Below are 21,964 nucleotides of genomic sequence, written 5' to 3' on the forward strand. Positions count from 1 at the left end.
AGGCCCCACCACCTGAAAGGGCAACCATCCGCTTCCGGGCACTGATGAGGCCGGATTGCGCTAGCGCCGGCCGGCCCTCGTCCAGCACCTCCCTCCTGCTGATGCCTGGCCCTGACGGAAGGCCTGCAGCCGTCGCGTCAGCGGCGCGGCCGTCGGCCCGGCGAGGTAGCCCTGGACCTGCAGTGCGGTCGCGGCGAGGACCTGGCGGGCGCCCAGGGTGTTCATGACGGTGTCGCGTACGACCTGGTCGTGGGCGGTGAGCTGACGCAGGTCGGCACGGACGTGCGGGTCGCGGAAGTGGCGGCGCAGGTCGATGGCGATGTCCGCGCGCTGCAGGATGCCTGCGTACTCGGCCTCTTCGTCGTCGTGCACCCACCCGATGGACACGACCGTCACGTCCGTCGGCGGCTGGGCGATGAACCGGTCCTCAGGGGTCCCACCCGGTGCAGTGCTCGCGCACCTCGCCGTCCCGGCCGCGCACCGAGACCTGCCACGACGGCCAACCCTCGCGCGGGCCGCGGTCGATGGCGAGGACCTCGTACTCGCTGTCGGCGTACCCGTGGTCGTAGCGGCCTCCGATCCGGCGCGGTCCCACCCAGGCCGGGCATGTGAGACCGGTCCAGGCTGGGCATGTGAGATGTGAGACGGGCCGGGCATGGTCTTCCGGCGCCGGGGTGGTGCCAAAACGGTGCCGGTGTGCCGCTGCTGACGGGGCCGGGCCGAAGGGAGTTCGGCCCGGGCCGGTGAGCAGCGGCGGTGCGGCGCGGCGGTCACATCGTGGTCGCGGGGGGCGTGGTGGTCACGGCCTTGGGGAGCGTGGTGGTCACAGGCCCAGGGAGATGGCCAGCCGGGTGAGTTCGGCGGTGCTGTTGATGTTGAGCTTGGCCCGGATACGGCGGAGGTAGGCGTCGACGGTGTGCTTGGAGAGTCCCATGTGGCGGGCCGTCTGCAGGTAGGTGCGCCCTGCGGCGATATGTCGCAGCGTCTCCTGCTCGCGGGGGGCCAGCGCGGGGACGGGGGCTTCGGCGTGCGACGTGGCGAGTGTGAGGCTCATGGGATTTCCTCCGACGTGTCGGCTCGGTCGTCGCTGCTCACACCCTTGAAAGCAGGGGACATATGACCGAATAAGGCTTTTTGTCCGCTTTACATAAAGGGTGACCGGGGGACTTCATGACGGTGTCCGCCGACTGTCACAGGCCTGTCACAGGCAATCCCCGCGGGTTTGCAGGGGCGCGGTCACGGACGAGGCGGCGGGCCGCGCCCCCGGTGACGGCGCCGGGTTGGTACTCCGTGCCCCCCGGGATCATGCTTGTCAGGAGAGCCCCCGGCCGTGCAGGTTCCCGAAGGGCGAGATGAGCGGCGATGGAGCGACTTCCCACCCCTCCTGGTGAGCGGCCACACGAGTCGGACGCCTCCCCCGGTCCGGCCCGCCCGGCCCCTCCCCCTCCCCCGGCCACCGCCGCCGTCGACGCGCGGGGCATCGTGACGGAGTGGAGCGAGGCGCCCGGCAGTTGCTCGGCTACCCGCCCTCGGAGGTCGTGGGACAGCCCGCCGCCCGTCTGCCCGCCGACGGCGCCGGCACGGCCGGCGCGGCGGCGCTGCGGGACGCGGCCGGACGGGAGCGGTGGAGCGGCACCGCGGCACCGCGGCACCGCGACGGCCGCCGGCTGCGGCGGGAACTGCTGGGGCACCACCGCACGGCGGAGGGCCCCGTCACCGAGTGGCTCGTGGTGTCCGCCGTGACCGGCACACCCGAGGGACGAACACCCGCCGGCCCGCCCGAAGGAGAAGCAGCCGGGGGCGCGGCGCCCGGGAACGAGGCCGCCGGGAGCACGACGCCCGGAAGCGGGACGCCCAGGAGCGGGACGTACGGGAGCGGGACGTCCGGGAGCGGGCGGCTGGGGGAATGGGCGTTTCGTCAGGCGCCCTGTGTCATGGCCGTCTTCGACGCGGACCTGCGGCTGGTGCGGGCCAACGCCGGTATGGAGCAGGTGCTGTCCCTCACCGAGGACCAGATGCGCGGGCTGCGTCTGCCGGAGATCGTGCCGCATCCGGTGAGCGACGAGACCGAGGCGAAGATGCGCCGGGTGCTGGAGGGCGGCGGCCCGCAGCAACTGCGGGCGGGTGCCGGCCCCGCGGGCACCGGGGCGAACGACGGCTGGTCGACCTCCCTCGTCCCGCTGGAGGACCCCGCCGGGCACGTACGCGCGGTGTGCCTGGCGGCGCACCAGCGGCTCCAGGAGCATCTCGCCCGGCAGCGGATGCTCCTGCTGAGCGAGGCCTCGTCCCGCATCGGCACCACCGCGGACAGCGGGCGCACCGCGCAGGAACTGGCCGACATCGCCGTCCCTGGGCTCGCGGACTTCGCCGCCGTCGATCTGCTGGACGCCCCCCGGCACGGCGGCGAGCCCTCCCCCGCCGCCCCGGCCAGGCCCCTCGCCGCGACCCGTACCGCGGTGCGCTCGGTCCTCGACGACGGCCCCCCCGCCTCCGCCGCGGGCACGGCGGGCACGAAGACCCTCTACCCGGCCCTGTCACCGGTGGCCCGGTGCCTGGCCCAGGGCCACGGCGCCCTGTACGACGCGGCCGACCCCGACCTCCTCCGGTGGGCGCGGCAGGACCCGGGGGCCGCCCAGCTCCTGGGCAGCACAACGCACTCGGTGATGGTGGTGCCGATGCGGGCCCACGGCGCCACCCTCGGCGTGGCCCTCTTCGGCCGGCACCGGCACGCGGAGCCCTTCGAGACGGACGACCTGTGGCTGGCCGAGGAACTCACCGCCAAGGCGGCCGTCAGCATCCACACCGCCCGCCGCGGCAGCCGCGAGCACACCAGCACCATGACCCTGCAGCGCAGCCTGCTCCCGCAGACGCTGCCCGACCAGGGAGCCCTGGACATCGCCACCCGCTATCTGCCCGCCGGCACCCGGGCCGGCGTGGGCGGCGACTGGTTCGACGTCATCCCGCTGTCCGGTGCGCGGGTGGCCCTCGTCGTGGGCGACGTGGTCGGCCACGGCATCCGCGCCTCCGCCACCATGGGCCGGCTGCGCACCGCGGTGCGCACCCTGGCCGACGTCGACCTGCCGCCCGACGAACTGCTCACCCACCTCGACGACCTCGTCCTGCACCTGTCCGCCGACGAGAGCGGCACGGACGACACCGCCGAGAGTGCCGGGGGCATCGGCACCACCTGCCTGTACGCGGTCTACGACCCGGTCTCGCGCCGCTGCGCCCTCGCCCGGGCCGGCCACCCGCCGCCCGCCGCGGTCACCCCGGACGGCGCCGTCCGCTTCCTCGACGTCCCGGCCGGCCCGCCGCTGGGCCTGGGCGGCCTGCCGTTCGAGACCTTCGAGACCGAACTGCCCGAGGGCAGCCTCCTGGCCCTCTACACCGACGGTCTGCTCGCCGCCCGCGACCACGACATCGACGAGGCACTGGACAAGATGTTCGCCGCCCTCGCCCGCCCCGCGAAGACCCTCGACACGGTCTGCGACAGAGTCCTCACCGCCATGCTGAACCACCGTCCCGACGACGACATCGCCCTGCTCGTCGCCCGCACCCGGGCCCTGCACACCGACCGGGTCGCCGCCTGGGACCTGGCCTCCGACCCGGCCGTCGTCGCCCGGGCACGCAAGCACGCCACCGAGCAGTTGACCGCCTGGGGGCTGGACGACGCCGCCTTCATCACCGAACTGACGGTCAGTGAACTGGTCACCAACGCCATCCGCTACGGCCGGCCGCCCATCCAGCTGCGGCTGATCCACGAGGCCTCCACGCTCACCTGCGAGGTCTTCGACTCCAGCAGCACCGCCCCGCACATGCGGCGCGCCCGGACCTTCGACGAGGGCGGGCGGGGCCTGCTGCTGGTCGGCCAGCTCGCCCGGCGCTGGGGCACCCGGCACGCCCTCACCGGCAAGACCGTCTGGGCCGAGCAGTCCCTCTCCCCCGGCTGACCGCCGCCCGCACCGGGCCGCAGAACGCCAGGGCCTGTCCGGCGGACCAGGTCGCAGGAAACGGGCGGGACCTCATCCCCGCGTCTACGGCATGATCCGCCGGCAGGCCCTAGAGGCGCACGACGACCAGGGCGACGTCGTCGCGTCCGCCGCTGCTGACACCGAGGCGGGCGAGCAGCATGTCGGCCAGGCGTTCGGGAGCAAGACGGGTGTGGCGGGTGAGGGTGTCGGTGAGCCGGCGCAGACCGACGTCGATGTCCTCTCCCCGGCGTTCGATGAGCCCGTCGGTGTAGAGCACGAGGGTGTCTCCCGGGGTGTAGGGCAGCTCGGCCTGGGGGCGCGACACATGGCGGGGGCGGGCGCCCAGCGGGGGGTCGGTGGCCTGGTCGAGCAGGCCGAAGGACCCGTCGGGATGCACCAGGACGGGCGGGAGATGACCGGCGCTGCTGTAGCGGATGCGGTGGACCCGGTTGTCGATGACGGCCTCGGCCGCGGTGGTGGCCAGCGCCCCTTCCACCGAGCGGGCATACAGGCCCAGCACCTCCAGCGCTCTGGCCGGCTCGTGCAGGGCGCGGACCGCCGCGGACAGGGCGCTGCGGAGCATGCCCATCGTCGCGGCGGCCTCCAGGCCGTGCCCGACGACGTCGCCGACGGCCACGGCGAAGCCGCCGGGCAGATCGACCACGTCGTACCAGTCGCCGCACACGTTCAGGGACCCGGCGGCGGGCATGTAGCGCACCGCGATGTTCTGGTGGCCCGCCAGGTCGGGTGATTGCAGCATGGCCTCCTGCAGGGCGACGGCGATCTGGCGTTCCCGGCCGTGCGCCTTGCGCAGTTCCTCGTTCAGCTGCTGCAGTTCGCGCGCCCGCGCATACAGCTCGGCCTCCATCGCCTCCCGCTCGCCCAGCACGCCGGTCCCTTGCGCGCGCGGAAGGCGGGACAGGACGAACCCGGTCACGTCCTCCACCCGGTGGATGATCCACTCCACCTGCCCGTCCGGCCCGAGCACCGGGGTGTTGATCGGCGACCACCAGCGCTCCTCGAACGCACCCGGACGGCCGGCGACGGGGATGTCGTACTTCTGCACCGCCATGGTGTCCGGTTCCTTCGAACGCAGCACCCAGTGCAGGGAGGCGCTCAGATTCCGCACCCCGTCGGCGCCCGGGTCCGCGGGATTGTCGGGGAAGGCGTCGAAGATATACCGCCCGACCAGTTCCGCCCGGGTGCGGCCGGTCGCCAGGAGGTAGGCCCGGTTGACGTCCACGATCACCAGGTCGCGGCCCAGCACCAGGTACGGGCTGGGGGTGGCGGCGAACAGCGCCCGGTAGTCGATCCGCTCCCTCACCACACGCTCTCCCTACCGCCCCGACGTCACGGTCCTCACCCCGCCCACGAACCCACTCGACCACGACACAGGGCCGCCCGCGCTGCGGGAACCCCGGCACCGGCCGCCGCGGCGGCGTCCTTCGGGGCGGACCGCCTCGTCCTCGGCGAACCTGCTCGGCCTGTCCGCGCCCTGGCCCCGCGGGCGCAACCAACTCCCACCGCCGCCGCGGGCCGGCCCCCTCGCGGGGCGGGCGGACGTCAGCCGGCGCCGCCGGTGCCGCCGCGGCCGCCCAGGCCACCGCTCTCACAGCCGAGCCCGAGGCAGATCCCGCCGGTGCCGCCCTTGCCGCCGCGGCCGCCGTCGCCGGTGCCCACCGCGGCCCCGCCCGTGCCGCCGGTGCCGCCGTTGGCGCTGCCGCCGCAGATCCCGGCACAGATCCCGCCCTGGCCGCCGATACCGCCCTCGCGGCCCGGCGCGCCGGCCGTGCCGGTACCGCCGTTGGCGCTGCCGTTGCACAGCCCGGCGCAGATCCCGCCCTGGCCGCCGTTGCTCCCGTTGACGGTCCCGTTGCAGTTGCCCGCACACACCCGGTCGCCGATCCGCACGCTGCCGTCGCCCACCTTGACGGTGCCGAACTGGCCACTAGCGAACTGGCCGTTGGCGAACTGGCTGCCGCCGCCCGGTCGGGCACCGTCGGCGGGGAGCTGCCGGGCGGCGGCCACCACGGCCGTATGGTTCTGCGGCACCGGCGCGGCCATCGCGGCGGGCGCCAGCGCGCCGGCCGCCACACCGGCGGTCAGGGCGGTCGAGACCGTGAGACCGAGACGGACCTTCCAAGAACGTATATGCATGGCATTCCTCTTCCCAAAGAATTATTTTCCGTACCGCGGTTTCCGCTGTATCGAATAAACCCGGTCAAGGGCCTCGCCGTCACGGCCCGGGAATTCGGGGCTTGACAAGGAACGCCCCGGCCCGCACCGGGCCGGGGCGTCGAAGGAAGTTCCTCAGGAGCCGAAGAGGGAATTCAAACCCATCAGCGCGGCCCAGTCCCCGTCGCGGAACTGCTTGTCCCAGGTGTCGAACTCCTTCTCGGAGATCTTGTACTTCTTGGCGACGTCGGCCTTCTTCGCCTGTCCGGACTCCACGGTCAGCACGATCCGTATCTTGTCCACGCCCGTGAGCTCCGACTTGGGCTTGTCGGGCAGGTCGTCGAACTTGAAGCAGCCGAACCGGCCGGGCTTTCCGGGCTCCCCCGGCTGGCCGGGCGCACCGCCCTTGCCGCCTTCCCCGCCCTTCCCGCCCTCCCCGCCATGGCCGCAGTGGGACGGGTCGGCCGGGGCCATCTGGCTGGTGCCTGTGGTGACACCCGGCGCCGCCTGGGCTGCGCACGCGGTGCCGGTGGCGAGGGCCACCGAGGCCACCGCCAGGACGAGCGGACGCTGCCAGCGAGTTCTGGACATGGGGGTTCTCCGTTTTCCTTGAGCGAGGTCGTGGTTCTGCGGGCGCAGCGCCGGCCGTCCGGCTCCGCGCCTGGCCAATGGGGGTGAGGGGTCGGGGGTGAGGGGTCGGGGGGCGGAGGCTGTGCGGGCCTCCGCCCCGCCGGGGCGTAACGGTCAGAAGATGCTGCCGCCGCCGGCGCCACCGCCGCCGCCCAGGCCGCCGAAGAGGACGCCGAACCCGCCCGCGCCGCCCTTGCCTCCGTTGCCGCCTTGGAAGACACCGAAGCCGCCGTTGCCGCCCTTGCCTCCGTTGCCGCCGATGACACCGGAGCCGCCGGAGCCGCCGGAGCCGGCGCTGCCGCCGAACAGGCCGGTGCCGCCGTCACCGCCCTTGCCTCCGTTGCCGCCGATGACACCGTCGCCGCCGCCACCGCCGCCGCCGCCACCGCCGCCGGACAGGATGCCGTCGCCTCCGTTGCCGCCCTTGCCTCCGGCACCGCCGACGCCCAGGACGCTGCCGCCGCCGGAGCCGCCGGAGCCCCCGCCGCCGCCGACGAGGCCGCCGCCTCCGGCACCGCCGGCACCGCCGTCACCGCCGGCACCGCCGCCGTGGACGAAGCTCACGACATGCGCGGCGGGCATCGGGGCGGCCATCGCGGCGGACGCCGGAAGGACGATGCCCCCGGTGATCACCGCGGCCGAGGCGGCGAGTGTCGCGAGGCGGAAGCCCCGGCGCTTGGAACGGGCGTCGCTGTGGGTGTGAAAAATACGGGTCATGGGTTTTCTCCTACCGATTCAAGGGGACTCTTCTGTCCGCCCCGTAAATTCGGGACGACAGCCGGCGGACCGTTCTACCGGGACCGCCGTACCGGGACAATTCGCGGTTTCGGTGAAAGAGAAAACCCTCTGCCGAAGATTTCCGTCCTACCGTCCTGCCTCATTTGTTTTCCGGATTTCCTTTCCGGTGAGGCCCGCACTTCAAGTAGGCCCCACGGGCACCGCACGGTCACGTTCCGAGGAGTCGTGACTTGACCCAGCGGAACGAGTCGGGTATAGCGCGCAAAAAGACGCCGCACGGTGGTCCTGGGACACCGTGCGGCGTATGTGCACCAGCGCTGCTAGGACCCCTCGGGGCCGGGCGGTTGCTGCTGCTGTTGCTGTTGCTGTTGCTGTTGCTGTTGCTGTTGCTGTTGTCCTGTGTCGGCGGGCGGGGGTCCGGAATTCTGGGGCGCCGTGTTCTGGGGCGCGGAAGGCGCGGGCGCGGAGGACAGGGGCGGAGGCGCGGAGGTCTGGGGCGCGGACGTCTTTGGCCCGGGCTGCGAGGAGGGCGGCTCGGAGGACGGGGCCTGCGGCTTCGAGGACCCCCCGGACGACGGAGAGGACGGCTTGCCCGACTCCGACGAGGACTTGTCCTTCGACGGTGACGACTCCTTGCCGGACTTCGACGACTCGGAGGACTTGGAGGGCTTGCCCGACTCGGAGGACTTCGAGGGCTTCCCCGACTCGGACGGCTTGGACGGCTTGCCCGACTCCGAGGACTTGCCCGACCCCGACGACTTCGACGGCTTCCCCGACTCCGACGGCTTGCCCGACTCGGAGGACTTCGAGGGCTTCCCCGACTCGGACGGCTTGGACGGCTTGCCCGACTCGGAGGACTTCGAGGGCTTCCCCGACTCGGACGGCTTGGACGGCTTGCCCGACTCCGAGGACTTGCCCGACCCCGACGGCTTGGACGGCTTGCCCGGTCCCTGCGAGGTGTTGCCGTTCGAGGGTGTCTGTTCCCTGCCCGGCGTGGACGGCTTCGGTGGCGGCGGGGGCGGTGTCGTCTTCGTGTCGTGCTCGCCGCGGTGGTCGCCCTGGTCCCGGGTGAACCATTCGCCCTTCCTCTGGCCCGCCACGACGAACTTCTTCACCGGGCGGGGCGCCGGCGCGACGACGACCACGTGCGAGGGCCGGTAGCCGGACCACGACTGGCCCACCGGCCTGGGGGCGGCACTCTGCTGCGCGGCCGGCGGTGTCAGCGGGTTCCCGCAGGCGCAGCGCACCCGCGGTACCCCGCGGTCGTCGACCAGGACGGCGGTCCCCGCCTGCAGCACGGCCTGATAGGTGGTGGCAGAACCGTTGCGGTAGCCGTGGTTGGTGACCCGGGTGTCCGCCCGGAGCTGTACGGGGGTGAGGGTGCGCAGATAGCCGGGGACGGCGGAGGGCTGGATGCCCAGCACCGAGGCGAAGGCCGCGTTCTTCGACGGGTCCGCCTTGAGGGCGGTGATCTGCTTCTCCACGTCGCAGCTGGCGACGTTGCGTGTCCCGCCGTAGAGGCCGGGGGCGTCACCGCTCACGCTCTGTACCGCGTTGCCCGTGCCCGTGGCCGTGGAGGGCAGCGAGGGTGTCGCCGTCGGCGCGGTGCCCTCCTTCGCGGTCGACTCCGTGAACGGGTCCGCGCCCGTGCTCCCGGCGGACTGCAGGAAGACCTCGCCCCGCTGCTGGTTCGAGGTGCCGTCGGAGCGGGTGAACACGAGGATCAGGGCCACCGCCGCCACGATCGCGGTGGCGACCACGGCCACCCGGGGCGCGGACTTCCACCACGGGTGGTGCGGGCCCTCGTCGCCGCCCCCGCCCCCGCCGCCGGGTCCGCCGGGCGGTCCGGCCGGCGGTCCCGACCGCCCGCCGCCGGGGCGGGTCTCGGCCTCCGGGGGTGGGGGCCGGTCCGGCTGGGAAGACCCCGCCAGCGGCCCCGACGGAGGACCTTTGGGACGGCCGAACGACGGTTGGGACGACGACGGTTCGATGCTCACGAGCTCCACTCCCGGCATCGGGGCCTGCGGCACACAGGCCAGCGGCACAGCCTCAGGAAACCCGCAACACAACCTCCTGCCGTCCGGCCCCGCGCCCGCCCCCTCGCCCTCCGCCCGTCGGTTCCCCTTCACACCATTGTGTGCGGCCGTCCCGCACACCTCGCAAGCCGACGGCCCCGCACCCCGGCAGGAGCGGGCAGCGCCGGACCGGGGGCGGGCGGCGTACGGCCGGACGGGCGTACGGCGCGCCCCGACCGGGCGTACGGCATGCGGCTATCCGGGGGTACGGCCGAAGACCGGCCGGGCCCACCGCGGCGGATCCGGCACCGGCTCCAACGCCGGATCGGGCACCGGGCCGGCTGTCCGCGCGGCTTCGGCGACCGCGGGGACCACCTGGGTCGGCGCGTGCACGTCCTTGCCGACAGCGGCAGCAACACCCGCGCCGCTCGCGGCGGCCCGCAGTGCCGCCACGAACTCCAGGCAGGAGTCGTAACGGTCCTCGGGGACCTTCGCCAGGGCCTTGGCCAGCACGCCGTCCAGCGCCGGCGGGATGCCCGGCCGTTGCTCGCTCAGGGGCGGCGGCTGGTCGTACTGGTGCGCCCACAGCAGCGCCATGTCGTCGTCCCGCTGGAAGGGCGGGCCGCCCGCGAGGGTTTCGTAGACGACGCAGGCGAAGCCGTACAGGTCGCACCGGCCGTCCACCGGGCGGCCCGAGATCTGCTCCGGGGCCACGTAGTCGAGCGTGCCGACGAACTCGCCGACGGTCGTGAACCCGGTCAGCGACAGCGACTTCTTCGTCAGCCCGAAATCCGTGAGGTAGACGTACTCGGGATGATCACTGTCCGTGCCCCGGGCCACCAGGATGTTGCCGGGCTTGACGTCCCGGTGCACCAGGTCGTGTTCATGGGCCGCGTCCAGCGCCGACGCCACCTGCCCGGCGATCCGCAGCGCGGTCGTCACCGGCAGCGGGCCGTCCCGGTCGAGCAGGGCCCGCAGATCCAGCCCCGAGACGTACCGCATGGCGATGTACAGGACACCGTCCGTCTCACCGGCCTCGAAGACCGGCACGATGTGCGGGTGGTCGATGGCGGCGGCCACCAGCGACTCGTGCGTGAAGCGGCGCCGGAAGGTGTCGTTGCGGGCCAGTTCCGGGGCGAGCAGTTTCAGCGCGACCGTACGGTCCAGGCGCAGGTCCTTGGCGCAGTACACGACGGCCATGCCCCCGCGGCCGATCTCGCGCTCCACCCGGTAGCCCGCGATCTGCGCCCCGATCAGGCCCGAGGCCCGGCCGGAGTACAGCTCCATGCCCCCCGACGCCGCACCCATCACACACCGCCGCCGGCCCACCGTGCGAGCGCCCCGGGACAGCCCCCCGCGCCGCCGGAACCGACTCCCGGAGCGAGTCCCGGCGCAGCCGTGTGGACGGGCCGCTCACCCATGCCCGAATTCTATCCAGTGCTTTCTCCAGGCGCTTGATCACGGCCGGTCCGCGGACGGGCGTCCCGGACGCATCCTTCGGGTTCAGGTTCAGGTTCGGGGTCAGGGTCAGGGCGTGGGGCACAGGGTCAGGTGGCGGCCGGCGGACGGCCGGGGCCGGGGCCCCGCGGGCGGGACCTGGGCCGGGGCCGAGGCGAGGGCCGGAGTGGGGGCGGGAGGGAGGGCGCGGGCGGGGCGGGGGCGTTGCGCACCGGCGGTCTCCTCGCGGACGACTTCCCGCAGGGCGCGGCCGAAGCGGGCGACGTCCTGGGGGGTGGTGTCGGGGCCGAGGGAGGCGCGCAGGGCGGTGGTGGCGCCGGAGCGGGGCAGGTGGAGCGGGGTTTCCTGCGCGACCGTCTTCCACACGACGACACCGCGGGCCGCCAGCCGGCGGCGGACGAGCGCGGCGGGCAGGTCGCGGTGGCGGAAGGCGAGGATGGCGGACTGGACCCGGCCCGGGGCGATCAGTTCGGTGCCGGGGCACTCCTCGACGGCGGCGCGCAGGGCGGGCAGGAGCCCCTGCCCGGCCAGGCCGGCGGGCCCGTCGGTGGCGGTGGTGGCGGTGTGGTGGGCCAGGGCGGCGTTCAGGCCCGCGACGGCCGCGTTCGGCGGCAGGGGGCGGTGGGCGGCGGCGTCCTCGAACACGGCACGCAGCCGGGGCGCCAGGAAGGCGAACCCGACGGCGTACGGGCCGCGCAGGAACCGCCAGCCGTCCCCCGTCAGCAGCTGGCAGCCGATGCGGCCGGCATCCACGGGGAGCTGGCCGGCGGAGTAGGAGGCGTCGACGGCGTACACGCACCGGTACGGGGCGAGGATCTGCCCGATCTCCTCGACCGGGTTGACGATTCCGCAGCCGGAGGGGACGTGGACGACCGAGACGAGGGCGACGTCGTCGCCGATGTGCCGGGCCATCCACTCCAGGTCCAGGTCCCCGTCCTCGCGCAGCGGGACGACCTCCACCGTGCAGCGGGTGCGGTCGCGCAGGGCGTAGAGGGCGGTCAGGCGGGCGGCGCTCTCGTAGGGGGTCGTCCAGACGCGCTCGCCGCGGCCGGGGGCGAGGCGGGAGACCAGTGCGTCGAAGGCGCCGGCGGCGTCCGCGACGACGGCGGTGTCGGCGGCCGGGACGCCGAGCAGGGCGCCGAGGCGCTCGTGGACCTCGGTGCGCAGGACGTCCTCGAGGTCCTCCTCGAGCTCGTGCGGGCCGTAGCGGTCCTCGCGGCTCGCGCAGTCGGCGACGAGTGCGCGGACGGCGGCGGGCATGGTGCCCCAGCCCGCCGTGTCCAGGTGGACCGTCCGGCCCTCCCGGTCCGCGGGCTCCGTGCGGTCCGTGGCCGTGCCGTACGTGTGGTCCCTGTGGTCCGTGGATGACGGCGTCGCGTTCATTTCCGGGGCCTCCCCCCGCTGTCGCCAAATATTGCCAACTTGCTTGGCAATACATTGCCTAGCGTGAGGCCGTGATGGCAATGGGGGCTCCGGCGGCGCTCTAGCGGAGGGGCCGTGAAAGTGCTGTTCAACCCCCTCGGGTCCGGCTCCGCACGACCCGCGGAGCGGGGTGTTTGACAAACATTGCCAGGCATCTGCGCAGGCGGTGCGGCGTCCCTCGCCGGCCTCCAGCCCATCTCCAGCGAATACCGAGCAGATCCCGAGGAGGCGTTGCCAAGCTTCTTGGCAAGAAGTTACCAACGCAGATTCGCTTCATTGCCACGGAGGAGCTGTCATGAAGAACCTCGTCGCCCGCCTCGCCGTCACCGCCGCCACCGCCGCCGTCGCCTCCGCCGTACTCACCGCCGGCGGCATCAGCACCGCCGCGGAGGGCATCGGCTGGCCCAAGGCGGCGAGCACCACGACCGCCGCCTCCTCCATCGGCTGGCCGAGGACGGCCGGCACCGTATCCGCCGCCTCCGCGCAGGGCGACATCGGCTGGCCCAAGGCCACCGCCACCACCGCCGCGGCCACCGACGGCATCGGGTGGCCGAAGGTCACCGTCGTCTCGGCGAACGGCGACATCGGCTGGCCCAAGACCACCGCCACCACCGTCTCCGCCACCGACGGCATCGGGTGGCCGAAGGTCACCGTCGTCTCGGCGAACGGCGACATCGGCTGGCCCAAGACCACCGCCACCACCGCCACCACCGCCGCGGCCACCGACGACATCGGCTGGCCGGCCGCGGGCGGCAGCGCGGCCGTCTGAGGGTGCCGCCCGCCCTCGCGCGGCCGTTCCGTCCCGCGCGTCCGCGGAACCCTTCCCCGCCGCCGCTCCCCGTTCCCCGTACGACGTCCACCGGACCACCACCTACCGGACCACCCGCCGAACCCGTGAGGCCCCCGCCGGCAGCAGCACCGTGGCGGGGGCTTCGGTCATGTCCCGGGGCGGGCCTGCGGCCTGAGCGGGCGTCCACGGCAACTCGAGCGGGACGCGGCACGGTGCTGCCCGGAGCACCGCTTCGCCTCTCCCGTGTCCCGGAAGGAAGTCGCCCAATGGCCCACACACCGTGGAACGCGAAGTTCGAGGACGTCCTGCGCCAGGGCCTGCCGGGGCTCGGCAGGGACAAGGAGCCCGCCGCCGACGTCCCGATGGAGGCCTACGGGCTGGACTCCATGGCGCTCATCGGCATCGTCAGCGCGCTGGAGTCCGCGTTTAGCGTCAGCCTCGCCGGCCAGATCGTCGTCCCGGTGCACGCCCTGACCGCCGGCCATCTCTGGGGCATCCTCACCGCCGCGCTGGCCCCGGCATGGGACGAGAGCCGGCCCGCCGCGGCCGCCCGCCGCACGCGCGACCTGGGCCCCTGGGCCGTGGTCTGAGCGCCGACCGGTATGCCGGTCCCTGGTACTGCGACCGCATCTGACGGTTGCGGCCTCGGCATCTGCTGTGGAAGCGGCGGGCTCGGGCCCGGCTGCGTCGCCGGAAACATCACCAGTGCAGCTCGTTTCAGGCGGAGAGCCAGTCGGCGTAGCGGGTGGGGGCGAGGCGGGCGTCCTTGTCGGTGAGGACGTCACCCTTCACGACGGCGAACATGCCGGCGGTGGGGTCGGTGACGACAGTACGGTTGTCTCCCTTGCGGGCCAGGGTGATCCGGCCCAACTCGTCCAGGGAGAAGATCTCGGGGCCGGCGATGTTGCGGACGCCGTTCAGCGGGGCGCCCGCGGCGACCTCCGCCACCGCGTCGGCCACGTCCTTGGCGGCGATCGGCTGGATCGGCGTGGCGGGCAGCCGGACGGTGTCGCTGTCGGCGGTCCAGGACAGGACGGCGTCCATGAACTCCATGAACTGCGTCGCCCGGACGATCGAGTAGGGGATCGGGCCGGCCGCAAGGATGTTCTCCTGGAGCGCCTTGGCACGGTAGTAGTCCAGCTCCGGCACCTGGTCCGTGCCGACGATCGAGAGGATGACGAAGTGGCCGGCGCCGGCCTTCCGGGCCGCGGCCAGAAGGTTGTCCATCGAGGTCTGGAAGAAGGCCGGGGAGGCTTCGTCGAAGGTCGGGGAGTTCGTCAGGTTGACGACGACGTCGGCTCCCACCACCGCCTCGTCCAGTCCCTGGCCGCTGATGACGTCGATGCCAGTGGACTTCGAGTGCGGTACCGCCTCGTGTCCGGCGGCGTTCAGGTTCTTGACGACCTGCGACCCGATCAGCCCGGTACCGCCGATGACTGCGATCTTCATGACACGCCTTTCGTCGAGGACATGTGCGAAATATGGCATATGAACCACTGTGTGAGCGCGACCGGAAACGGCGCCCCGACCGGCCGAGGAGGGGCGGCTTCAGCAACCGTCGACGAACGTGACCGTCTCGTCGAGCGGCGCCCGGCCCGTACGGGTGTCACCCACCGTGACGTCTTCGAACCCGATCGACATGCCGCAGAAGAGGAGGAGCTCGTCCGGGGGTGACAGGACCTCCGCGACGGTCTTGCGGTACTTCGCCCATGCCATCTGCGTGCAGCTGTGCAGCCCTTCGGCGCGCAGCAGCAGCATGACGGTCTGCAGATACATGCCGGTGTCGGACCATTGGGCCGGGCCCAGGCCGCGGTCGATGTAGCAGAACAGGGCGGCGGGGGCGCCGAAGCAGTCCCAGTTCGCGGAAGCGGCCCTCTGGCGCGCCTCTATGTCCTCGCGCGGAATGCCGAGTGCGCCGTAGCGCTGCTCGCCGAAGGCGGATCGGCGTTCGCGGTAGGGGGACTTCAGTGCGGGCGGGTACTGCTCGTACTCCGGCTCGTCCCAGGGGTCGCCTGCGGCCAGGCGCTCGCCGGCGCGCTTCTTGAGTTCGGCCAGCGGCCGGCCGGTCAGCACATAGATGTGCCACGGCTGGAGGTTCGATCCGGACGGTGCCCAAGCCGCGCCGGACAGCACCCGCTCCAGCACCTCCCCCGGGACGGGCCGATCGGTGAATCCGCGCACCGCCCGCCGGCTCGTGACCGCCTCGTAGACGTCCATGACCGCCTGCCTCCCTCTCCTCAACGCACTTTCGTTTCACTCAAGATAGTATCACTCAATACCATCTCGTGTTTAACTATCGCGCGTACGAATCCCCTGCCCCTGGTTCCCCGCCTCGGACACCGCTCTTTGGAGAAAGCCCATGGCCACGCTGCTGCACATCGACTCGTCCGTGTTCCCCGGCGAGGCGTCCTCGTCCCGCTCGGTCACGGACGCCTTCCGCAGGACCTGGGAGGAGCAGCACCCGCAGGGCACCGTCATCTACCGCGACCTCGCCGCCGCCCCTGTCCCGCACATCACCGCCGACGCCTGGTCCGCTGGTTACACCGCCCCCGCCGAGCGCAGCCCGGAGCAGTCCGCCGCGTTCGCCGCGCGCGTGAAGCTCATCGAGGAGCTGGAGCAGGCGGACGCCGTCCTGATCGGCGCCCCCATGTACAACTACTCGATCCCGTCGACCCTCAAGGCGTGGCTGGACAACGTGCTCCTGCTCGGCCGCACCGCGGGCGAGACCCCCTCCGCCCAGGGCACCCCGGCCATCGTCGTCGCCAGCCGCGGCGGCTCCTACGCACCGGGCACCCCGCGCGAGGACTACGAGTTCGTACAGAACTACCTGGAGGCCGTCCTCAAGAACACCCTCGGCCTGGACCTCGACTTCATCGTCCCCGAACTCACCATGGCCCCCCGCAGCCCGGCCATGTCCGAACTGGTCCCCCTCTACGAGGCCTCCCGCAAGCGCGCCTTCGAGGACGCGACCACCAAGGCCGAACAGCTCGCCGAGCGCCTCGCCGCATAACCCCCGGGCCATGGACGCCGCGTGCCGCCTCACCCCGGGACGTCACGCGGCGTTCTCGTCGCCCCCGCCCTGTCCGGCGGTGCCGGCTGCGCCCTGTCCCTGGGGCCGGTACCCCGGCGCTGGGGCGGCCGGGGCGTTCGGCCTGGGCGCTGGGGCGGCCGGGGCGTTCGGCCTGGGCGCTGGGGCGGCCGGGGCGTTCGGCCTGCCGGCGGGCAGCGCATCGAGACGGCGGCGTACGTGCGGGGGTGAACGGCACGCCGCCGGCCGGTATGCGGCGCAAGAGCCGTGCGGACAGCTCGATGCCCGTCGACGACGAAACCCTGCTCGCCGCCCGCGGCCGGGGCCGGCTCGCAGTGACGACGGCTGCAGCCTCAAGGCCGGGTTCACCGCGAAGGCCGCATGGGACGAAACGCGCCCACGCGGCAGGGGGCCGGTGCGCGGGCGTGCTTACGCCTCGCCGCCTGCGGGATGGGCAAAGCGGGTCAGCAGATCCGTCAGCTGTTCGGGCTCGCCGGGCGCCAGGTCGGCAACCAGGCGCTCAGCCAGCGGCGCCGCCGCCACATGAGCTGCGTCGAAAAGCTCGACGCCCTCAGGCGTGATCTCCACCGCCCGCACCCGCCGGTCCCCCGGAACGTTCCTGCGTACGGCCAGCCCCCTGCGCTCCAGGTCGTCCACGACCCGCATGATTCCCGCCTTGTCCGACCCCGTCGCCGCCGCCAGGTCCCGCTGGACCGTGGGCCCGCGGTCGACCAGCACGATCAGCACGGCAAAATGCCGCAGCTCGATGCCGAGCGGCCGGAGCGCCTCCTCCATCACCGCGGCCGCGCGCCAGTGCGCCCGGCGCAGCAGCAGGCCGAGAGCGAAAGGCGAGGCATCGCCGGGGCGGTCGGTCACGCGCGAGGGGGTGGTTCGGTGAGGAACGTCGGCGTTCATGGGGCCAACATTACCGCCATAGGTTCGTTCGACATGGTCTCGTTTGAAACTAAATGCGGGTCCGTCCGCCGCGGCCCTGGCGCCTCGGGCCCGGTGCGGCTCCACCGGGCCCGGTATCGGCCACTGCCCCTTGGGGAGCACGGCGTCGCCGGGGCGCCGGGGCAGGCTCGAGTGGTGCTCCAGTGGTTCGAGACGGCCCCTCAGGACCCCGTTGCCAGGATCTTGGCAAGGTTTTGCCAAGCCTTCCTTCTGTAGCCGCTGTCGAAGGAGCGAGCCGCGATGTCACTCCCCGGTCAGAAGCCGTCCGACCGCCCGGTCCCCTCCGCACGGACGGCGCTCACGGCGCTGCCGGCTCTGCCGCGAGGCGCGGGCGGCAGCGGCGACGGCGGCGGCGAGCACGCCGCGCCGCCCGCGTCCGGCGCCGAACCGCCCGGCACTCCCCTGCAGGAGATCGTCCGCGACCTGTTCGCCGAGGCGATCGGCGTGCCGCGGCGCACCGTCCACGCCGACTCCGACTTCTTCCGCCTCGGCGGGCATCCCGCGGCCGCGGCCCGGCTGCTGGCCCGGGCCCGCCGGATACTGGGCGCCGGCCTGGACGACCGCGCCCTGCACGAGGCGCCCACCCCGGCCCGTTTCGCCGCGGCGGCCGGCGAGCGGCCGGCCGCCGCCACCGGGCCCGCCGGGGCGCTCGACGGGACACTCGACGGGGAGGGCAGCGCGGTCCTGCCGCTGCGGCTGCGCGGGGCACTGGACGCAGGGGCGCTACAAAAGGCGCTGGGAGACGTGGGGCGCCGTCACGCGGCGCTGCGCAACAGCCGGCTGGGCTCGGCCGGCACCCGGCTGCGCGCCCTCGCCGCCCGGGACCACCTGCTGGAGCTCACCCTCCCGGCCGACCTGGTCGACCTGTGGTCGCACACCCCGCTGGCCGCCGAACTCGCCCTGGCCTACCGGGCACGGGCCGCGGGCCGGGCGCCACGCTGGGAGGGCCCGGTGCCCGAGGCGGCGCCCCGGGCAAGGGCCGGCGACCTGGCGCCCACCGTGCCGCCGGGCAGCCGGCCCGCCCCGGCCGACACCCGCGTCGGCCGCCTCGCCCTCGACTGGGACGCCGGCCTGCACCAGCGGCTGGCCCACCTGGCCGCCACGCAGGCCGCCACCCTGTTCATGGTGGTCCACGCCGCGCTCGCGGCCCTGCTCACCCGGCTCGGCGCGGGCCCCGCCATCACCGTGGCCGCGCCGGTCCCGGCCCGCGACAGCGCCGCCCTGCGCCGGGCCGTGGGCCCCTACGGGCGGGTGCTGGCCCTGTCCGTGGACACCTCCGGCGACCCGGCCTTCACCACGCTGCTGCGCCGGGTACGCGCCGCGGACCTCGCCGCCTACCGCACCGGCACCGCGGCACTGGCCCGGCCCGGCGGCATCGCGCTGAGCGTCCTGGCGGACAGCGGCGAGGCGTACGAGGCGGCCGGGCTCACCGTGCGGGCGGCCCCGCCCCTGCTCCCCCCGAGGGCCGCGGCCCTCGGCCTGATCCTGACCGAACGGCACACACCGGCCGGCGCGCCCGCGGGCATCGCCGTCACCGCCGCCTACCAGTACGACGCCGTCGGCGAGACGGCCGCCGCCCACCTGACCGGGCAGCTGACCGCCCTGCTCGAGGCCGCCCTGGATGCCCCCGCCGCCGCGCTGAGCCGGCTGGGCGGCGGGGCGAGGCCTCCGCTCGCCCCGGCCGGGACCCGGGAACACACCGCCCCCTACCCCACCCGCCGGCCCTCACCCGCACCCGCGGCGGCGCCGGTGCCGGTGCCGGTGCCGGTGCCGGTGGCCGGGTGAGCCCGGACGGCTCTCCGGCCTGCGATTCCGGGGGGCCGAGCCCGGTCCTCCGGGGGCGGGCTCGGTCCGGCGCGAAGAACAGCCGGCCGGCCGCCTCCACGATCACGTCAGCACGCTGCCCGCCATACCCGGAAACCTGTGGAACTGGTCCGGTTTCCATGGTTTCCAGGGTGGCTCTCCGCCTTCGTGCCACCAAAGCGCGCCTTTCGGACACGCAGGGAGCCGGCTCGCAGGGCGGCGCACACCTCGACGGCCACTCGTCCCGGCCGGGACGGCGGCCGGCACCACCGACGGCCGTTCCGGCACGTCACCAGGCGCAGTGTTCGAAGGCCGTACGCGTCTCGTGCCGCCCGTCAGCGCGCCGGGAGCTGGTCGTAGGTCCTGAAGGTGTAGGTCGCGTCGTAGGTCATCAGGTTCCCGCTCGGCGCCGGGAGCCCGAGCCGCCGGTTGAGCGGTCCGGCCATCGGCCCGCAGTCTTCAGCGGCAGGAGCGGCGAAGGTGTCGTCGTACGCCGAGAACCTGATCAGCGGCGGGTTCGTGGAGATCCACTGCGAAGGGCCCGATCGCTTCATGCGGAAGTCGACCGGTGCACCGGCGCCGATGGTGCAGCCCTGCGGCAACCGCGGGCTCATCAGCCTGAATCGCAGGCTGAACTGCCCGGTGTAGAAGTCGGACCGGCCGCCGTACTCCGGCTGAATCGCCAGCCTCGGCCGCCGCGCGCGCTCACCTTGCGCCGTACCGGACACTCCGCCCGGAACGGCGGTCGGCGCGCTGTGCATCGCACCCCACACCTGCCCGTGGGCGCCGTCCGGGAGCGGGCCCTCGGCGTGCGTCATGGTGATCGGGGCGAGAGCCACGGTGACCTTGCCCACCGTCAACCGCGGTGCGGCCGTGTGCACTTCACATCTCCAGCGGGCCGGGTCGACCCCGGCGGGGAGGGCCGGGCAGTCGCTGAAATCAGCCGCGGGCTGTGCGGCGGCAGCCCTGTCGGCGGGGGCAGGCGGCTCGGCGTACGCGAAGCTCGGCGTGTACGCCCCCGCAAGCCCCGTCAGGGCAACGACACCCGCGAAGGAGACCGCGGCGCGGCGGGCGAGAGGGAAGCGGGGCTGATCGGCAGTGGTGTTCGGCATGGCCATCAGCCTGCTGTCCACCGCCCGCCGACCACCATCGGTGACACCCCTGCCCCCACCCTGAGCCGACCCTGACGCCTTGTCAGGGTGCGGCCCCGGGCGGAGAGCGGCACGTTCGGTTCTCCGGTGCGCGGGCCAACGCCGCTGGGGCACCGGCTCGCAGGAGTGTCCGTCCCCCCGGCCGCCGTACCGGCCCGGGGCGTGTCCGTGACCTTCCCTCAGCACGACGGCGGGGAGGGAAGGACGGCGGTCAGGCCCCGGGCCGCCGGCGGCAACGGGACGCCGGCCCGCCGCAGGCGCTGCGGAGGGGCGTCATACGGCCTCTTCCGGGTCCTTGGGGGACGGCGGGGTGACGGGTCCGGGTGTGACCTGTGCGCTCGCCGCGCCCGCGGCGGCCAGGAAGAGTCCGGTGACCGCGGCGACGGCCGCGACCGTACGGGAGTGCCTCATGGGGGGTGCCTTTCGTCTGCGTGGGCCTTGCGTGGACGAACCTCGACGCCCCAGCCTGGCCCGGGGCGTCGCAGGGGTCCTCGAGACCTGCTCGAGACGGGCTCGAACGATCTCCCGAATCGGGCGAAGCGTTCGTTCCGGAGTGCTTCAATGGCCCCCGGCGGAGCCTGAATTGACCAGCACTGACCGGCAGGGAGCGAGCACGGGGATGCGGAAGTCGTACTACGCGGCACACGTCTACATGATCCTGGGAGTGGTCTCCGGGCTGTATTACCGGGAGTTCACCAAAGCCAACGATTTCACCGGCGACACCCAGCTGGCGCTCATGCACACCCATCTGCTCTCGCTGGGCATGATGGGTTTCCTCATCGTCCTCGCCCTGGACAAGCAGTTCGCCCTGTCCGGGACGAAACTGTTCACGTACTTCTTCTGGTTCTACAACGTGGGCATCACGATCACCGTCGCCATGATGTTCGTCCACGGCACCGAGACCGTGCTCGGCGACCATGTCCCCGAGGCGGTGCCGCTGACCGCGGGCCTCGGGCACATCCTGCTCACGGTGGGACTCATCCTGCTGTTCGTGCTCCTCGGCAAGCGGCTGAACGAGTCCACCGGGGCGGGCCCCGCCGAGCCGGAGCAGGAGAAGGAGACGGCCAAGAGCCCCGTCTGAGAGCCCGGCCTGGAGCCTCGTCCGAGGGTCCTGTCCGAGGGTCCTGTCCGAGGGTCCCTCCGACAGACCGGTCCCGCCGGGTCAGACGGGCTGGGCCGCCGGGCCCAGCAGTGCGTCGGTCAGGGCGGCCAGCCGCCGGCGCGCCGGGTCCGGGCGCAGGCGGCCCGCCCGGGTGAGGGCGGCCTGGCCGTGCCAGGCGCTCCACAGGACCTCCGTGAGCAGCCCGCTGTCGCGGCCGGCCGCGACGGGCTCGACGGCCTGTCTGATCTCGGCGAGGACGTCCGCGAGCGGCGCCGGCGTGCCGGCCGCCCCGGTGGTGTCCTCGCCGGTGTCCTCGCCCGGGTCGAGGGTGAGCATGGCCTCGTAGAGGACCGGTCCGTGCTCGGCGAAGTCGGCGTAGGCGCGGGCCACCGCGCCCAGTGCCTCCTGCGGGTCACCGGCTTCCTCGCGGGCGGTGCGCAGCGCGGCGGCGAGTTCGGCGAAGCCTTCCAGGGCGACCGCGTGGACGATGGCGTCCTTGTTCTTGAAGTGCTGGTAGAGCACCGGCTGGCTGTATTCGATGCGGTCCGCCAGGCGCCGTGTGGTGACGTAGTCCCAGCCTTCGGACTCGGCCATCTCACGGGCTGTGGTGAGGATCAGCCGGTGGCGCTGGGCCTGCTCGCGAAGGCGTCGCTCTCGGGGCGTCATGAAAGGAACTTTAGCACTTTCGGCGAAATTCCAGCTGTCAGTGATAGAGTTCCTGCCTTTG

At 73.4% G+C, this 21,964-nt stretch carries 22 protein-coding genes; 6 read left to right on the top strand and 16 right to left on the bottom strand.

All coding sequences use genetic code 11. The features are described from left to right. Positions 1-60 precede the first annotated feature (60 nt). From AAFF41_RS50815 to AAFF41_RS50825, 3 genes are all read right to left on the bottom strand, one after another. Entirely contained in the window at positions 61-387 is a 327-nt protein-coding gene (locus AAFF41_RS50815) for a RapZ C-terminal domain-containing protein (RefSeq protein WP_343326534.1), read from the bottom strand. Positions 388-427: 40 nt separating this feature from the next. After that, a complete protein-coding gene (locus tag AAFF41_RS50820; protein ID WP_319753976.1) occupies positions 428-595 on the bottom strand; it encodes a hypothetical protein in 168 nt (55 codons plus the stop codon). A 228-nt stretch (positions 596-823) separates the two neighbouring features. After that, complete coding sequence (locus AAFF41_RS50825) at positions 824-1,054, bottom strand: response regulator transcription factor (RefSeq protein WP_143653937.1); 231 nt, start codon at positions 1,052-1,054, stop codon at positions 824-826. A 436-nt stretch (positions 1,055-1,490) separates the two neighbouring features. Between AAFF41_RS50825 and AAFF41_RS50830 the strand changes: the two genes are divergently transcribed. Continuing rightward, on the top strand, positions 1,491-3,950 hold the full coding sequence (locus tag AAFF41_RS50830; RefSeq protein ID WP_343326535.1) for a SpoIIE family protein phosphatase: 2,460 nt from the start codon (positions 1,491-1,493) through the stop codon (positions 3,948-3,950). A gap of 109 nt (positions 3,951-4,059) precedes the next feature. Here the strand turns inward: AAFF41_RS50830 and AAFF41_RS50835 are convergent, their stop codons facing one another. The 7 genes from AAFF41_RS50835 to AAFF41_RS50865 form a co-directional block, all read right to left on the bottom strand. Then, positions 4,060-5,295: a PP2C family protein-serine/threonine phosphatase gene (locus tag AAFF41_RS50835; protein ID WP_319753978.1), complete on the bottom strand. Its 1,236-nt coding sequence runs from the start codon at positions 5,293-5,295 to the stop codon at positions 4,060-4,062. 239 nt (positions 5,296-5,534) lie between these two features. Beyond that, complete coding sequence (locus tag AAFF41_RS50840; protein WP_343326536.1) at positions 5,535-6,128, bottom strand: hypothetical protein; 594 nt, start codon at positions 6,126-6,128, stop codon at positions 5,535-5,537. A gap of 153 nt (positions 6,129-6,281) precedes the next feature. Then, complete coding sequence (locus AAFF41_RS50845; RefSeq protein ID WP_319754199.1) at positions 6,282-6,737, bottom strand: DUF1153 domain-containing protein; 456 nt, start codon at positions 6,735-6,737, stop codon at positions 6,282-6,284. 153 nt (positions 6,738-6,890) lie between these two features. Then, a complete protein-coding gene (locus AAFF41_RS50850) occupies positions 6,891-7,493 on the bottom strand; it encodes a hypothetical protein (RefSeq protein ID WP_343326537.1) in 603 nt (200 codons plus the stop codon). A 341-nt stretch (positions 7,494-7,834) separates the two neighbouring features. After that, the gene (locus AAFF41_RS52150) at positions 7,835-9,511 is read right to left on the bottom strand and encodes a DUF6777 domain-containing protein (RefSeq protein WP_425526282.1); all 1,677 of its coding nucleotides are present in this window, start codon (positions 9,509-9,511) and stop codon (positions 7,835-7,837) included. 273 nt (positions 9,512-9,784) lie between these two features. Next, entirely contained in the window at positions 9,785-10,816 is a 1,032-nt protein-coding gene (locus AAFF41_RS50860; RefSeq protein WP_319754201.1) for a serine/threonine-protein kinase, read from the bottom strand. 240 nt (positions 10,817-11,056) lie between these two features. After that, the gene (locus tag AAFF41_RS50865; protein WP_343326538.1) at positions 11,057-12,370 is read right to left on the bottom strand and encodes an aminotransferase class V-fold PLP-dependent enzyme; all 1,314 of its coding nucleotides are present in this window, start codon (positions 12,368-12,370) and stop codon (positions 11,057-11,059) included. A 334-nt stretch (positions 12,371-12,704) separates the two neighbouring features. Here AAFF41_RS50865 and AAFF41_RS50870 point away from each other — a divergent pair, with 334 nt between their 5' ends. Further along, positions 12,705-13,178: a hypothetical protein gene (locus AAFF41_RS50870; RefSeq protein ID WP_343326539.1), complete on the top strand. Its 474-nt coding sequence runs from the start codon at positions 12,705-12,707 to the stop codon at positions 13,176-13,178. Positions 13,179-13,465: 287 nt separating this feature from the next. After that, positions 13,466-13,789 carry an acyl carrier protein gene (locus tag AAFF41_RS50875; protein WP_343326540.1) on the top strand — a complete coding sequence of 108 codons (324 nt, stop codon included), beginning with the start codon at positions 13,466-13,468 and terminating at the stop codon, positions 13,787-13,789. Between the two features lie 127 nt (positions 13,790-13,916). On the opposite strand, the gene AAFF41_RS50880 is transcribed toward AAFF41_RS50875, so the two are convergent. Together AAFF41_RS50880 and AAFF41_RS50885 are read right to left on the bottom strand one after the other, a co-directional pair. After that, positions 13,917-14,648 carry an SDR family oxidoreductase gene (locus AAFF41_RS50880; RefSeq protein WP_319754205.1) on the bottom strand — a complete coding sequence of 244 codons (732 nt, stop codon included), beginning with the start codon at positions 14,646-14,648 and terminating at the stop codon, positions 13,917-13,919. Between the two features lie 99 nt (positions 14,649-14,747). Further along, positions 14,748-15,416 (bottom strand): nitroreductase, encoded by a 669-nt coding sequence (locus AAFF41_RS50885; protein ID WP_319754206.1) that lies wholly within the window; start codon positions 15,414-15,416, stop codon positions 14,748-14,750. A gap of 142 nt (positions 15,417-15,558) precedes the next feature. Here AAFF41_RS50885 and AAFF41_RS50890 point away from each other — a divergent pair, with 142 nt between their 5' ends. After that, positions 15,559-16,209 (top strand): FMN-dependent NADH-azoreductase, encoded by a 651-nt coding sequence (locus AAFF41_RS50890; protein WP_343326541.1) that lies wholly within the window; start codon positions 15,559-15,561, stop codon positions 16,207-16,209. A 447-nt stretch (positions 16,210-16,656) separates the two neighbouring features. On the opposite strand, the gene AAFF41_RS50895 is transcribed toward AAFF41_RS50890, so the two are convergent. Further along, positions 16,657-17,142: a MarR family winged helix-turn-helix transcriptional regulator gene (locus tag AAFF41_RS50895; RefSeq protein WP_075032243.1), complete on the bottom strand. Its 486-nt coding sequence runs from the start codon at positions 17,140-17,142 to the stop codon at positions 16,657-16,659. A gap of 279 nt (positions 17,143-17,421) precedes the next feature. Between AAFF41_RS50895 and AAFF41_RS50900 the strand changes: the two genes are divergently transcribed. Beyond that, positions 17,422-18,966 (top strand): condensation domain-containing protein, encoded by a 1,545-nt coding sequence (locus AAFF41_RS50900; RefSeq protein ID WP_343326542.1) that lies wholly within the window; start codon positions 17,422-17,424, stop codon positions 18,964-18,966. Positions 18,967-19,319: 353 nt separating this feature from the next. Here the strand turns inward: AAFF41_RS50900 and AAFF41_RS50905 are convergent, their stop codons facing one another. Continuing rightward, on the bottom strand, positions 19,320-20,096 hold the full coding sequence (locus AAFF41_RS50905; RefSeq protein ID WP_343326543.1) for a hypothetical protein: 777 nt from the start codon (positions 20,094-20,096) through the stop codon (positions 19,320-19,322). A 312-nt stretch (positions 20,097-20,408) separates the two neighbouring features. Beyond that, complete coding sequence (locus AAFF41_RS50910) at positions 20,409-20,546, bottom strand: hypothetical protein (RefSeq protein ID WP_159055364.1); 138 nt, start codon at positions 20,544-20,546, stop codon at positions 20,409-20,411. Between the two features lie 172 nt (positions 20,547-20,718). Between AAFF41_RS50910 and AAFF41_RS50915 the strand changes: the two genes are divergently transcribed. Beyond that, a complete protein-coding gene (locus tag AAFF41_RS50915) occupies positions 20,719-21,216 on the top strand; it encodes a DUF2871 domain-containing protein (protein WP_319754210.1) in 498 nt (165 codons plus the stop codon). Positions 21,217-21,297: 81 nt separating this feature from the next. Here AAFF41_RS50915 and AAFF41_RS50920 read toward each other — a convergent pair whose 3' ends face one another. Then, a complete protein-coding gene (locus tag AAFF41_RS50920; protein ID WP_097281918.1) occupies positions 21,298-21,903 on the bottom strand; it encodes a TetR/AcrR family transcriptional regulator in 606 nt (201 codons plus the stop codon). Positions 21,904-21,964: the final 61 nt, after the last annotated feature.

Origin of the sequence: Streptomyces mirabilis (assembly GCF_039503195.1) — a bacterium.
GTDB classification, from domain to species: domain Bacteria; phylum Actinomycetota; class Actinomycetes; order Streptomycetales; family Streptomycetaceae; genus Streptomyces; species Streptomyces mirabilis_D.

Excerpts from the sequence above, each read along its gene's own strand:
- AAFF41_RS50890 (WP_343326541.1), top strand. The coding sequence starts at position 15,559 with ATGGCCACGCTGCTGCACATCGACTCGTCCGTGTTCCCCGGCGAGGCG.
- AAFF41_RS50870 (WP_343326539.1), top strand. The coding sequence starts at position 12,705 with ATGAAGAACCTCGTCGCCCGCCTCGCCGTCACCGCCGCCACCGCCGCC.
- AAFF41_RS50845 (WP_319754199.1), bottom strand. The coding sequence starts at position 6,737 with ATGTCCAGAACTCGCTGGCAGCGTCCGCTCGTCCTGGCGGTGGCCTCG.
- AAFF41_RS50885 (WP_319754206.1), bottom strand. The coding sequence starts at position 15,416 with ATGGACGTCTACGAGGCGGTCACGAGCCGGCGGGCGGTGCGCGGATTC.
- AAFF41_RS50900 (WP_343326542.1), top strand. The coding sequence starts at position 17,422 with ATGTCACTCCCCGGTCAGAAGCCGTCCGACCGCCCGGTCCCCTCCGCA.
- AAFF41_RS50860 (WP_319754201.1), bottom strand. The coding sequence starts at position 10,816 with ATGGAGCTGTACTCCGGCCGGGCCTCGGGCCTGATCGGGGCGCAGATC.
- AAFF41_RS50905 (WP_343326543.1), bottom strand. The coding sequence starts at position 20,096 with ATGCCGAACACCACTGCCGATCAGCCCCGCTTCCCTCTCGCCCGCCGC.
- AAFF41_RS50875 (WP_343326540.1), top strand. The coding sequence starts at position 13,466 with ATGGCCCACACACCGTGGAACGCGAAGTTCGAGGACGTCCTGCGCCAG.
- AAFF41_RS50865 (WP_343326538.1), bottom strand. The coding sequence starts at position 12,370 with ATGAACGCGACGCCGTCATCCACGGACCACAGGGACCACACGTACGGC.
- AAFF41_RS50825 (WP_143653937.1), bottom strand. The coding sequence starts at position 1,054 with ATGAGCCTCACACTCGCCACGTCGCACGCCGAAGCCCCCGTCCCCGCG.
- AAFF41_RS50920 (WP_097281918.1), bottom strand. The coding sequence starts at position 21,903 with ATGACGCCCCGAGAGCGACGCCTTCGCGAGCAGGCCCAGCGCCACCGG.
- AAFF41_RS50840 (WP_343326536.1), bottom strand. The coding sequence starts at position 6,128 with ATGCATATACGTTCTTGGAAGGTCCGTCTCGGTCTCACGGTCTCGACC.
- AAFF41_RS50850 (WP_343326537.1), bottom strand. The coding sequence starts at position 7,493 with ATGACCCGTATTTTTCACACCCACAGCGACGCCCGTTCCAAGCGCCGG.
- AAFF41_RS50895 (WP_075032243.1), bottom strand. The coding sequence starts at position 17,142 with ATGAACGCCGACGTTCCTCACCGAACCACCCCCTCGCGCGTGACCGAC.
- AAFF41_RS50880 (WP_319754205.1), bottom strand. The coding sequence starts at position 14,648 with ATGAAGATCGCAGTCATCGGCGGTACCGGGCTGATCGGGTCGCAGGTC.
- AAFF41_RS50910 (WP_159055364.1), bottom strand. The coding sequence starts at position 20,546 with ATGAGGCACTCCCGTACGGTCGCGGCCGTCGCCGCGGTCACCGGACTC.